The organism is Thermomonas flagellata, from assembly GCF_022419185.1.
Taxonomy (GTDB): Bacteria; Pseudomonadota; Gammaproteobacteria; order Xanthomonadales; family Xanthomonadaceae; genus Thermomonas; species Thermomonas flagellata.
Window position 1 is genome coordinate 23894 of sequence record NZ_JAJOZK010000005.1, and the last position, 12717, is coordinate 36610.

The window sequence follows — 12717 nt, forward strand, 5'->3', positions numbered from 1 at the left end:
GCGCCGTCAGTCCAGGAACTGCAGTTTCGCGAGCTCGGCGTACAGCCCGCCCTGCGCCAGCAACTGCGCGTGGGTGCCTTCCGCCACCACCTGCCCGGCGTCCATCACCACGATGCGGTCGGCGCGCAGCACGGTGGCCAGCCGGTGCGCGATCACCAGGGTGGTGCGCCCGGCCATCAGGTGCTCCAGCGCGACCTGCACCGCGCGTTCGCTCTGCGCGTCCAGCGCCGAGGTGGCCTCGTCCAGCAGCAGCACCGGGGCGTCCTTGAGCAGCGCGCGCGCGATCGCGATGCGCTGCTGCTGGCCGCCGGACAGGCGCGCGCCGCGCTCGCCCAGTTCGGTCGCATAGCCCTGCGGCAGGGCGCGGATGAACTCGTCGGCTTCCGCGCGCCGCGCCGCCTGCTCGACCTCGGCGTCGCTCGCCTCCAGATGGCCGTAGCGGATGTTGTCGCGCGCGCTGGCGGCGAAGATCACCGGCGCCTGCGGCACCAGCCCGATCGCCTCGCGCAGCTGCACCGGATCGACCTCGCGCAGGTCGATCCCGTCCACCAGGATGCGGCCGGCCTGGGGGTCGTGGAAGCGCAGCAGCAGCGCCAGCACGGTGCTCTTGCCGGCGCCGGACGGGCCCACCAGCGCCACCGTCTCGCCGGGCGCGATGCGCAGACTGAAGTCGCGCAGGGCGGGGCGCTCGGGATGCTGCGGGTAGTGGAAGGTCACCGCCTCGAACGCGATCTCGCCGCGCAGCGGGCGCGGCAGCGCGCGCGGCGAGGCCGGCGCGGTGATCGCCGCGCGCTCGCGCAGCAGGTCGTCGATCCGGCCCATGCCGCCGGCGGCCTTCTGCAGCTCGTTCCAGACCTCCGCCAGCGCCGCCACCGAGCCGCCGCCGAACACCGCGTACAGCACGAACTGCAGCAGGGTGCCGGCGCTCATGCGGCCGGCGATCACGTCGTGCGCGCCCGACCACAGCACCAGCGAGATCGCGCCGAAGAACAGGGTGATGGTGGTGCCGGTCATCAGCGCCTGCGCGCCGATCCGCCGACGCGCCACGCCCACCGCGTGCGCCACCGCCTGCGCGAAGCGGCCGCGCTCGTAGGCCTCGCGCGCGTGCGCCTGCACCGTGCGCACCGCGCCCAGGGTCTCGCTGGCCAGCGCGTTGGCCTCGGCCACCTTGTCCTGGCTGTGGCGCGCGACCTTGCGGATGCGGCGCGCGCCGAGCACCACCGGCAGCACCGCCGCCGGGATGCCGAGCAGCGCCCACGCCGCCAGCCGCGGGCTGGTGACGAACAGCATCACCAGCGCGCCGATCGCGGTGATGCTGCTGCGCAGGGCGATCGACATCACGCTGCCGACCAGGTTGCGGATCAGCTCGACGTCGGCGGTCAGGCGCGAGACCAGCTCGCCGCTGCGGGTGCGGTCGTGGAACTCGGCGTCCAGCGCGATCAGGTGCGCGTAGAGCGTGGTGCGCAGGTCGGCCACCACCTTCTCGCCGAGCAGGGAAACGAAGAAGAAGCGCGCCGCGGTCGCCACCGCCAGCACCAGCGCGACCGCAAACAACAGCAGGAAGGCGCGGTCGATCTGCCCGGGGGCGCCGCTGCGGAAGCCGTGGTCGATCATGGTGCGGAACGCGACCGGCAGGCTCAGCGAGGCCGTCGAGGACGCCCCGAGGGCCAGCAACCAGGCGACGAACAGCGGGCGGTGGCGGCGGATGAACGGCCACAGCGCACGCAGGGATCCGATGGGCGCCCGCGCGGGCGCCGGGTCAGCAGCAGTCATGCCGACATGGTAGCCGCAGGCGGGTTCAGGGGGAGGGTGCGGCCAGTGCCTGCAGCTCCGGCGGCAGCGGCTGCTGCGGGTAGCGGCGGCGGAATTCGGCCAGGCCCGCGCGCGCCTCCGCCTCCTGGCCGGCGCGCCACAGCGCCAGGATGCGCGCCATCCAGGCCTGGCGGAGGGCCGGATCGTCCAGGGTGGCCGGCGGCAGCGCGTGGGCGTCCTCGGGGATCGCGTCCTCCTGGGTCTCCGCCGGTGCGCGGGCATCCGCCTGCTCGGCGGCTGCCGGCATGGGGATGGCGGCTGGCGGGGGCGCTGGCTGGGCAGCGTCATTCGACTTCCGGGGCGCGGCGGCCGAGTCCTCCGCGTCCGCACGGGCCGCGACTGGGGGGCGCGCGGGCGGCGGCGGTGCCGGCCTGGCCGCGGCGGCGGGGGGCGACGCGGCGCTCGGTGCGGCGCGTGGGTTGGGCGCAGGCGACGCGGAGAGCCGCCCGGCGCCAGGCGCAGGCGCTACGATGGTCGGGCCGCGCGCCTGCCAGGCGCGCCAGGCCAGTGCGCCGACCACCAGGGCAGCTCCGGCCCAGGCCAGTCGGCGCGTGGTGCCGCCAAATCCGAGGCGGAGGCTGCGGCGTTCAGTCGTCATGCCATCAGCCTCGCATGTGTGCATCCACCTGCCCAGAGCCGGCGCGAGGTTGCTTCCGCAACGGTGCGCCGCCCGCCGGGATTGCCGGCGCCTGCCTCGTCTTGCGTAGATACCGGCTATGCTCACCAGCATGAACGGGGCAGAGCGATCGCCGGGGGCGGGGCCGCGCGCGACCGGCGGATCGGCGGGGGAGGCCGATCCGGCGCAGCTGCGCGCGGCGCTGGCTGCCGCCCAGGCGCGGATCGAGGAGCTGCAGCGGGCGCAGCGGCTGCAGCAGGCGCTGTACGAGATCGCCGACGTCTCCTCCGCCGGGCTGGACATGCAGGAGATGCTGCGCCGGATCCACGCCATCCTCGGCGGCCTGACCTATGCCGAGAACTGCTACATCGTCCTGTACGAGCGCGACGGCGGCGAGCGCCTGCGTTTCCTCTATTTCGTCGACCGTTCCGACCCCTACGTCAACGATCCGGACGCGGCGATCCCGGTCGCGCCCGGGGAGACCAGCCTGACCCTCGCCCTGCTGCGCGGCGGCGAGCCGATGCGCGGGCCATCGCGCCTGCTGCGCGAGCAGCGCGGCATCCCGTGGGACGAGCAGAACGGCCCGGACAGCGCGGACTGGCTGGGCGTGCCGATGCTGCGCGACGGCCAGGTGGTCGGCGGCATCGTGGTGCAGAGCTACGAGCAGCCGCAGGTGTACGACGACGGCGACCGCGCCCTGCTGGCCTACGTCGCGCAGCACATCCTCGCCGCGCTCGACCGCCGGCGCGCGCGCGACGAACTCGAACGCCGGGTCGCGGAGCGCACCGCGGAGCTGCGCCAGGCCAACCTGGACCTGCAGGCCGAGATCGCCGAGCGCAAGCGCGCGCAAGAGGTCCAGCGCGCCCTGTTCCGGATCGCCGAGCTCTCGCTCGGCACCCGCAGCATGGAGCAGTTCTACGCCGAGGTGCATGCGGTGGTCGCCGGGCTGCTGTACGCGCGCAACCTGTACATCGCCATGCTCAGCGAGGACGGCACCCGGCTCGAGTTCCCGTACTCGGTGGACGAGCGCGACCCGCACCGCAGCGCGCGTCCGCTCGGCAAGGGCATGACCGAGTACGTGCTGCGCACCGGCTTGCCCCTGCTGGCCGACCGCGCCTGCATCCGCGCGCTGGAGGCCAGCGGCCGGGTGCAGAGCCACGGCAGCCTGGCGCACTCCTGGCTGGGGGTGCCGCTGCAGCGCGAGGACCGGGTGGTGGGCGTGCTGGCGGTGCAGAGCTATACCCCGCAGATCAGCTTCAGCCCGCAGGACCAGGAGCTGCTGACCTTCGTCGCGTTCCACATCGCCAACGGCCTGGCCCGCAAGCAGGCCCAGGAGCGCCTGATCCAGGCCTATGCCGGGCTCGAGCAGCGGGTCGAGGAGCGCACCCGCGAACTGGCCGAGGCGAATGCCGAGCTGATGCAGCAGATCGGCGAGCGCCTGCGGATCGAACGCAAGCTCACCCACCAGGCGACCCACGACGCTTTGACCGGCCTGCCCAACCGCGCGCAATTGCTGGAGCGGCTGTCGGGGGCGATCGCGCGCGCGCGCGAGGGCGGGCAGGCGGGGTTCGCGGTGCTGTTCCTCGACCTGGACCGCTTCAAGCTGGTCAACGACAGCGTCGGCCACCAGGTCGGCGACGAGCTGCTGGTGGAGGCCGCGCGCCGGATCGTGGGCGCGGTGCGCACCGCGGACATGGTCGCGCGCCTCGGCGGCGACGAGTTCGCGATCCTGGCCTGCGACCTCGACGGCGCGGAGCCGGCGATGGAGCTCGGGCGGCGGGTGCTGGCCGCGCTCGGGGCGCCGGTCTGGATCGCCGGCCGCGAACTGTTCCCGACCGCCAGCATCGGCATCGCCATGTGGCATCCGCGCTACCACGGCGGCGAGGACATGCTGCGCGACGCCGACGCCGCGATGTACCGCGCCAAGGGCGAGGGCCGCGACCGCTGCGTGCTGTTCGACGCCGGCATGCGCGAGCAGGCGGTGCGCGCGCTCGACCTCGAGGCCGACCTGCGGCGCGCGATCCACGCGGATGCGTTCGAACCGCACTACCAGCCGATCGTGCGCCTGGCGGACGCCGAGGTGGTCGGGCACGAGGCGCTGCTGCGCTGGCGCCACGACCGGCGCGGGCTGCTGGCGCCGGACGCCTTCCTCGACGTCGGCGAGGACAGCGGCCTGATCGAGGTGGTGGACTGGCTGCTGTACGCGCGCGTGGTCGAGGGCATGGCGCGCGGGCGCACGCCGGGCTACGTGGCGATCAACGTCTCGCCGCGGCATTTCCGTTCGCCCGGGTTCGCGGCGCGCCTGCTCGGGCTGCTGGAGGACGCGCACGTGGACCCGGCGCGGCTGCGGATCGAGATCACCGAGGTCGCGCTGCTGGACGACGAGCCCCGCACCAGCCGCAGCCTGCAGCAGCTGCGCGAGCGCGGGGTGCTGGCGCAGCTGGACGACTTCGGCACCGGGTTCTCGGCACTGTCCTACCTGCACCGCTTCCCGATCGCCGCGCTCAAGATCGACCGCAGCTTCATCGCCGGCCTGGACGCCAGCGCCGGCAGCGAGAACCGCGCGGTGGTGCGCGCGATCATCGCACTGGCCGACAGCCTCGGCATCGAGACCATCGCCGAGGGCGTGGAAACCACCGCCCAGCGCGACGGCCTGCGCCAGCTCGGCTGCGGCTACGCGCAGGGCTACCTGTTCGGGCGCCCGGCCGCCGCCGCGGAGGGCTGACGGCGGCTGCGGTTCAGGGCGCCGGATGGCGGGCCTCGACCCGCAGCTCGAGGCGCCCGTCCGCCAGTTGTGCGACCAGGCGGGTGCCGGGGGCGGCCTCGGCGACGCCGTGCAGCAGGCGCCCGTCCGGGTGCTGCAGCAGGGCGTAGCCGCGCTCCAGCAGCGGGCGCGGGCCGAGCGCGCGCAGGGTCTGCCCGAGCGTGCGCAGGCGCAGGGCATCCTCGCGCAGGCGGCGTGCGATCGCGGCCTGCGGGCGCCCGTGCAGGCGCTCCAGCCGGGTGCGCACGTGCGCCAGCAGGCGTGCCGGATGCTGCGCGCGCAGGCGCGGCGCCGTCAGCGCCAGTCCCTGGCGGAGTTCGCGCAGCCGCTGCGCGAGCGCGCGCTGCAGCCGCTGCGCGGCGAGATGGATGCCATCCCGGTCCGCCTGAAGGCGTTGCCGTGGCGAGGGTAGGCGCCATGCCGCCTGCTGCAGGCGTGTGCCGGCCTGCGCCAAGGCCTGTTCCTGCGCCCGCCGCAGGCGCTCCATGGCCGTTTGCAGGCGCGCGCGCTGCCGCTGCAGGCGCTGCAGCGGATGCTGCGCCTGCAGCCGCGAGCGCAGGTGGTGCAGCCCGGCATGCGCCGGCTGCAGGCGGCGGTCGAGCATGTGTCCGAGGCGCAGCCGGGCTTGCGCGGCGCGCTGCCGCTGCAGCGCCAGGCGCGCCTGCGGATGCTGCGCCTGCAGCCGCAGCCAGGCATGGTCGCAGCGCTGGGTGCCCTGCTGCAGCGCATACAGGTACAGCCGCTGCAGGCGCCGGCCGTGGCCGGCGATGCGCAGCGCGAGCTCGGCGCGGTCGGGCACCAGCCGCTCTGCCGCTGCGGAGGGCGTCGGCGCGCGCAGGTCCGCGGCGTAATCGGCGAGGGTGGTGTCGGTCTCGTGCCCGATCGCGGTCACCACCGGCACCGGGCTGGCGACGATCGCGCGCACCAGCGCCTCGTCGTTGAACGCCGACAGGTCCTCCTGGGCGCCGCCGCCGCGCGCCAGCAGCAGCACGTCGTAGCGGCCGCTGGCCGCGGCCTGGTGCAGCATGGCGCGGATGCGCGCCGCGGCGCCGTCGCCCTGCACCGGCACCGGCAGCAGCTCCAGCGCCACCAGCGGGAAGCGCCGCGCCAGCACGCTGGTGATGTCGCGGATCACCGCGCCGGTGGCAGAGGTCAGCACCCCGATCCGGCGCGGCATCGCCGGCAGCGGGCGCTTGCGCCCCGGTTCGAACAGGCCCTCCGCGCGCAGGCGCGCCTTGAGCTCCTCCAGCCGCTGGCGCAGCGCGCCCTCGCCGGCGTCGCGCAGGGTCTCGCACTCCAGCCGGTAGTCGCCGCGCTGCGCATACAGCGTCACCTTGCCGCGCGCCTGCACCAGCTGCCCCTCGCGCGGGGCGAAGCGCAGCCACTGGCGGCGGCTGCGGAACAGCACGCAGCGCACCTGGGCGGCGGCGTCCTTGAGCACGAAGTACATGTGCCCGGAGGGGTACGTCTTGAGATCGGCGATCTCGCCCTCGACCCAGATGTTCGGGAAGCTGCCCTCCAGCAGGTCGCAGGCCAGCGTGTTGAGCTGGCTGGGGGTGAGCGGGCGGTCGTCGGGCGTGGGCATGGGCGGGCATGCTAGCGCGCCCGGGGCGGGCCTGCCGCTACACTTTGCACATGCATGCTGACATCCCCACCGACGCCGGCCCCGCGCCGCGCCATCCCACCCGCCAGGTCCGGATCGGGACGGTCGCCCTCGGCGGCGGCGCACCGGTGGTGGTGCAGTCGATGACCAACACCGACACCGCCGACGTCAAGGCGACCGCGCAGCAGGTCGCCGCGCTGTGGCGGGCCGGGTCGGAGCTGGTGCGGATCACGGTGAACACGCCGGAGGCCGCGGCGGCGGTGCCGCGCATCCGCGAGCGCCTGGACATGCAGGGCGTGCCGGTGCCGCTGATCGGCGACTTCCACTACAACGGCCACCAGCTGCTGGCCGGCGAGCCGGCCTGCGCCGAGGCGCTGGCCAAGTACCGCATCAATCCCGGCAACGTCGGCTTCGGCAAGAAGAAGGACGCCCAGTTCGCGCAGTTGATCGAGCTGGCCTGCCGCCACGGTAAGCCGGTGCGGATCGGCGCCAACTGGGGTTCGCTCGACCAGGCGCTGGCGGCGCGGCTGATGGACGAGAACGCGCGCCGCGCCCAGCCGTGGGAGGCCGGGCAGGTGCTGCGCGAGGCGCTGATCCGCTCCGCGCTGGAGTCGGCCGCGCGCGCCGAGGAGCTGGGCCTGCCGCGCGAGCGGATCGTGCTCAGCGCCAAGGTCAGCGGGGTGCAGGAGCTGATCGCGGTGTACCGCGAACTGGCGCGCCGCGGCGACTACGCGCTGCACCTGGGACTGACCGAGGCCGGGATCGGCAGCAAGGGCATCGTGGCCTCCAGCGCCGCGCTGGCGGTGCTGCTGCAGGAGGGCATCGGCGACACCATCCGGGTCTCGCTGACCCCGGCGCCGGGCGAATCGCGCACCCAGGAGGTGGTGGTCGCGCAGGAGCTGCTGCAGTCGCTCGGGCTGCGCGCGTTCACCCCGATGGTCACCGCCTGCCCGGGCTGCGGGCGCACCACCAGCACGTTCTTCCAGGAGCTGGCGCAGCGGGTGCAGGCGCACGTGCGCGCCAAGATGCCGGAGTGGAAGCAGCAGTACCCGGGCGCCGAGACCCTGACCCTGGCGGTGATGGGCTGCGTGGTCAACGGCCCGGGCGAATCGCGCCACGCTCACATCGGCATCAGCCTGCCCGGCACCGGCGAGGCCCCGGCGGCGCCGGTGTTCATCGACGGCGAGAAGGCGACGACCCTGCGCGGCGAGCGCATCGCCGAGGAATTCCTCGGCATCATCGACGGCTACGTCGCGCGCCGCTTCGCGCGGCGCTGAGCGGCATCCGCCCGGTTCAGGCGCTGCACACCCGGTTGCGGCCGCCGTCCTTGGCGCGGTAGAGCGCCGCGTCGGCCGCGGCCATCAATGCCGGGCGGCTGGCGCGCTCGGCGGCGAGTGCGGCGACCCCGATGCTGACCGTGATCCGGCACGGCTGCCCGCCGGGCGCGAACGGCGTCTGCGCGACCGCCTCGCGCAGGCGCTCGGCCCACTGGCAGGCGGCCTCCAGCGTGCATTCGGGCAGCAGTACCGCGAACTCCTCGCCGCCGATGCGCGCGGCCACGTCGTCGTGGCGCGCGTGCTGGCGCAGCACGCGCCCGATCCGGCGCAGCACCTCGTCGCCCTCGATGTGCCCGTGGCGGTCGTTGACCGGCTTGAACAGGTCCACGTCCACGATGCACAGCGCCAGCGGCCGCGCATGGCGCAGCGCGCGCGGGATCTCCTTGTCCGCCAGCTCGATGAAGTGGCGGCGGTTGCACAGCTCGGTCAGCGGGTCGTGGGTGGCCAGTTGGTAGATCTCCTCGTGGTAGCTGGCCTCCACGCTGTCCTGGCTGATGAACTTGAGGATGCTCTCGCCGACCGTGATCTGGTCGCCGTCGGCCAGCAGTGACTCGCCGGCCAAGGGCGCGTCGTTGAGGCGAGTTGGGTTGGTCGCGCCGAGGTCCGCGATCCGATAGCCGTCCGCCGCGCACCAGATCCGGCAGTGGCTGCGCGAGACGCTCTTGTGCGCGATCACCAGGTCGGCCTCGCTCGAGCGCCCGATCAGCACCGGGGCCGCGCCGATGTCGGCGCGCCGGCCGAGGCCCTCGCCGTGGATCACCACCACGCAGGCGCTGCGCTGTTCCGGCCGCGGCGGGCCGGGGCTGAACAGGGTGCGCTGGGTGGTGTCGTGCGGGTCGTGCATGGCGGCGCGGTCGGGGGCCCGGGCAGTGTAGCGTCCGCGGGCGGGCGCGGGCGGCGCGCTTAGAATGCCCGACGGCGCTGGCGGAGCGGGGTGGGGGATGGGCCAGGGGCAGGACCAGGATCGCACCGAATGGCTCGGGGCGCGCGGGCCGCAGGCCCTCGCGGACGCTCGCCCGGGGCTGCTCGCGCCGGGCACCCGCCTCGGACGCTACCGGATCGAGGCACTCATCGGGCGCGGCGGCATGGGCGAGGTCTACCGCGCCGAGCAGCTGGAGCCGGTGCGGCGCACGGTCGCGCTCAAGCTGCTGCGCGGGCAGACCCTGGACGCGCGCCATCTGGCCTATTTCGAGATCGAGCGCCAGCTATTGGCGCAGATGCGGCATCCGGCGATCGCGCAGATCTTCGATGCCGGCACCACGCCCGAGGGCCATCCGTTCTTCGCGATGGAGTTCATTGCCGGGGTCCCGATTACCGACTACTGCCGCACGCATGCGCTCGACCTGCGCCAGCGCCTGGGCCTGTTCATCCGGGTCTGCGCCGGGGTCCAGCACGCGCATCAGAAGGGCGTGGTGCACCGCGACCTGAAGCCGGCCAACCTGCTGGTGGACGAAGTGGACGGGCGGCCGCAGCCGAAGATCATCGACTTCGGGATCGCCGCGGCGCGCGCCGACGCCGGCGGCGAGGTCGCAGGCACCCCGGACTACATGAGCCCGGAGCAGGCCGCGGGCGATGCCGGCGCGATCGACACCCGCAGCGACGTGTACGCGCTCGGGGTGGTGCTCAACGAGCTGCTGACCGGGCAGCGCCCGCCGGCCGTCGGGCAGACCGTCACCGGGCGCGCGCACAGCCTGCGCCTGCCGTCCGAGCAGCTGACCACCCTGCCGCCCGCGCGCGCGGCGCAGTTGGCCGGCGAGCTGCACGAGCCGCTGCCGCGCATGCGGCGGCTGCTGCGCGGCGAGCTGGACTGGGTGGTGGCGCGCGCGATGGCGTACGACCGCGAGCAGCGCTATCCGTCCGCGGCGGCGCTGGCCGAGGACCTGCAGCGCTTCCTCGACGGCCGTCCGCTGCAGGCGGTGCCGCCGCGCCGGCGCTACCTGCTGGCCAAGTTCGTGCAGCGCCACCGGCTCGGGATCGGCGCCGGCGCGCTGGTCGCCGCGGCGCTGCTGGCGGGCCTGGGCCTGTCGGTGTACGGCCTGCTGCAGGCGCGCGCGCAGCGCGCGCTGGCCGAGCAGCGGCTGGCCCAGCTGGAGCAGGTGGTGGCGTTCCAGCAGGCGCTGCTGGAGGGCATCGACATCGAGGCGATGGGCGCAGGACTCGCCGCCGGCCTGCGCGGCCAGCTGGAGGCCGTTCCGGCGCCGGAGCGGGCCGCCGCCGCGCGCACCCTGGCCGCGCTGCCCGCCGCGGACGTGGCGCGCACGCTGATCGAGCGCCAGCTGCTGGCCAGCGCGGAGCAGGCGATCGCCCGCGGGTTCGCCGCCCAGCCGCTGCTGGCGGCGGACCTGCGCGAGTCGGTGGCGCGGGTGCGCCAGAACCTCGGGCTGCCGCAGCCGGCCGCGGCCGGCTTCGCCGCGGTCGCCGCCGCGCGCGAACGCGCGCTCGGCGCGGGCGATCCGCAGGCGCTCAAGGCGCGCGAGGAGCAGGCCTTCGCCCTGCTCGACGCGGCCCAGCCGGAGCCGGCGCGCCGCGTCGCCGAGGCCGCGCTGGCGGGCGCCGCGGCGCTGGCGGTGAGCGACCCGCTGCGCCTGCGGCTGCAGCTGGCGCGGGCCAACGCCCTGGCCGCGCTCGGCGAGCGCGCGCAGGCGCGCGCCCTGCTGCAGCAGCTGTATGCGCAGGCACAGGAGCTACGCGGCGACGACGACGCGGTCACCCTGCAGGTCGGCAACGACCTCGGCATCCTGCTCGGGCGCATGGGCGAGCCTGCGGCCGGACGCCGGGTGCTGGAGCAGGTGCTGCCGCGGCGCACCCGCCTGCTCGGCGCGCAGGCGCCCGACACCCTGGCCACCCTGCACAACCTGGCGGTGATGCGGATCATGACCGGCGATGCCGCCGGCGCGCTCGCGCTGCAGCGCGAACTGGTGGCGGTGCAGACCCGGCGCCTGGGGGCCGAGCATCCGCTCACCCTGGCCGAGCGCGGCAACCTGGCGAGCATGCTGATCGACAGCGGGCAGTGGGACGCCGCCCTGCCGATCGCGACCGCGGTGCTGGCCGCGCGCGCGCGCGTGCTCGGGCCGGAGCATCCGCAGACGTTGCGCGCGCGCCTGAACCTGGCCAGCCTGTACGCCCGCCTGAAGCGGTTCCCGGAGGCGCTGGCGCTGCAGCGGCAGGTGTTGGACGCGCGCCGCCGGCTGCTTGGCCCGGAGCATCCGGACACCTTGTTCATCGCGCTCAACCTGGCCGCGACCCTGCACCAGGCCGGGCAGTCGCGGGCGTCGCTGGCGCAGCTGGCGCAGGCGATGCCGGTCGCCGAACGGGTGCTCGGTGCACACCATCCGCAGGTGCTGATGGGCCACGACGTGCGTGCCCAGGATGCCGCCGCCCTCGGCGACCGCACGTTGGAGCGCGAAGCCCTGCAGCGCCTGCTGGCCGGTGCCGAGGCGGCCGGCGGACGCGAGGATGCGCGCACGGTGGAGGCGGCGTGGCGGTTGGAGACGGTCCTGCGCGCCGAGCGCCGGGCCGCGGACGCCGATGCCGTGCACGCGCGCTACGTGCTGCCCTTGCTGCGCGCCGACCCGTCCACGCTGGACGCGGCCCGCGCGGCGCTGCGCCGGCGCATCCAGGGCGGGGACGCGCGTTCGGCCGGGTGAGCCGGCACCGGCTCAGCTGCCCGGCTCGACCGCCTCGCTCGGGGCCTGGCTGCGGTGCTGGCGTGCCAGCACCGCCTCGCGGTGCGCGATGTAGGCGGTGGCGGCGAAGATGATCGCCGCGCCGAATGCGGTCCAACGGTCCAGCGGCTCGCCGAACCACAGCCAGCCGGCCAGCGCGACGATCACCAGCTGCACGAAGCTGATCGGGGTCAGCGCGGAGACCTCGCCGAGCTTGAGCGCGCGCGTCCACAGCAGCTGGCCGACGGTGCCGAGCACGCCGGCCAGCAACAGCCACAGCCAGGCGATGCCCTGCGGCGTGTGCCAGACCCACAGCGCCGGCAGCAGCGACAGCGGCACCCAGAACAGGTAGGTCCACAGCACGATGGTGTCGGAGCGGTCGTGGCGGGCCAGCTGCTTGATCTGGATCGCCACGATCGCGGTGATCACCGCCGCCGCCACCGCCACCAGGGTGCCCGGGGTGAACGCGTGCGACCATGGGCGCACGATCACCAGCACGCCGAGGAAGCCGGCCGCGACCGCCAGCCAGCGGCGCAGGCGCACGCGCTCGCCCAACAGCAGCACCGCCGCGACGGTCACGAAGATCGGCGAGGAATAGGCCAGCGCCACCGCCTGCGCCAGCGGCAGGTGGGCGATCGCCCAGAACCCCATCCACATGCTGGCCACGCCGATCAGGCAGCGCACGAAATAGCGCGAGAGCTGGCGGGTGCGCAGGGTCGCGCGCAGGTGCATGCCCACCGGGGCGCTTGCGCGCAGCGCCGGCCACAGCAGCACCGGCAGCAGCGCCAGCAGCCCGAACAGGTTGCGGAAGAACGCGACCTCGGCCACCGGCTCGGTGCGCGAGGCCAGGCGGATGCACACCGCCATCAGCCCGAACCCGACGGTGCTGGCCAGCATCAGGCCGGCCGCGCGCAGCTGCA

The 12717-nt window shown here is 74.8% G+C and carries 8 protein-coding genes; 3 read left to right on the forward strand and 5 right to left on the reverse strand.

Going from position 1 to position 12717, the window contains the following annotated elements; all coding sequences use genetic code 11:
• Positions 1 to 6 precede the first annotated feature (6 nt).
• Both ML340_RS06140 and ML340_RS06145 read right to left on the reverse strand, forming a co-directional pair.
• Positions 7 to 1773 carry an ABC transporter transmembrane domain-containing protein gene (locus ML340_RS06140; protein ID WP_240097762.1) on the reverse strand — a complete coding sequence of 589 codons (1767 nt, stop codon included), beginning with the start codon at positions 1771 to 1773 and terminating at the stop codon, positions 7 to 9.
• 25 nt (positions 1774 to 1798) lie between these two features.
• Positions 1799 to 2059 (reverse strand): hypothetical protein, encoded by a 261-nt coding sequence (locus ML340_RS06145; RefSeq protein WP_240097764.1) that lies wholly within the window; start codon positions 2057 to 2059, stop codon positions 1799 to 1801.
• Positions 2060 to 2540: 481 nt separating this feature from the next.
• On the opposite strand from ML340_RS06145, the gene ML340_RS06150 reads away from it, so the two are divergent.
• Positions 2541 to 5153, forward strand: a complete 2613-nt coding sequence (locus tag ML340_RS06150; RefSeq protein ID WP_240097766.1) for an EAL domain-containing protein — start codon at positions 2541 to 2543, stop codon at positions 5151 to 5153.
• 13 nt (positions 5154 to 5166) lie between these two features.
• Here the strand turns inward: ML340_RS06150 and xseA are convergent, their stop codons facing one another.
• Entirely contained in the window at positions 5167 to 6777 is a 1611-nt protein-coding gene (xseA, locus tag ML340_RS06155; RefSeq protein WP_240097768.1) for an exodeoxyribonuclease VII large subunit, read from the reverse strand.
• Positions 6778 to 6827: 50 nt separating this feature from the next.
• Between xseA and ispG the strand changes: the two genes are divergently transcribed.
• Positions 6828 to 8072 carry a flavodoxin-dependent (E)-4-hydroxy-3-methylbut-2-enyl-diphosphate synthase gene (gene ispG, locus ML340_RS06160; protein ID WP_240097770.1) on the forward strand — a complete coding sequence of 415 codons (1245 nt, stop codon included), beginning with the start codon at positions 6828 to 6830 and terminating at the stop codon, positions 8070 to 8072.
• 16 nt (positions 8073 to 8088) lie between these two features.
• Here the strand turns inward: ispG and ML340_RS06165 are convergent, their stop codons facing one another.
• Positions 8089 to 8976 carry a GGDEF domain-containing protein gene (locus ML340_RS06165; RefSeq protein ID WP_240097772.1) on the reverse strand — a complete coding sequence of 296 codons (888 nt, stop codon included), beginning with the start codon at positions 8974 to 8976 and terminating at the stop codon, positions 8089 to 8091.
• 97 nt (positions 8977 to 9073) lie between these two features.
• On the opposite strand from ML340_RS06165, the gene ML340_RS06170 reads away from it, so the two are divergent.
• Complete coding sequence (locus tag ML340_RS06170) at positions 9074 to 11779, forward strand: serine/threonine-protein kinase (protein WP_240097774.1); 2706 nt, start codon at positions 9074 to 9076, stop codon at positions 11777 to 11779.
• A 12-nt stretch (positions 11780 to 11791) separates the two neighbouring features.
• On the opposite strand, the gene ML340_RS06175 is transcribed toward ML340_RS06170, so the two are convergent.
• Positions 11792 to 12694: a DMT family transporter gene (locus tag ML340_RS06175; RefSeq protein WP_240098045.1), complete on the reverse strand. Its 903-nt coding sequence runs from the start codon at positions 12692 to 12694 to the stop codon at positions 11792 to 11794.
• Between the last annotated feature and the right edge of the window lie 23 nt (positions 12695 to 12717).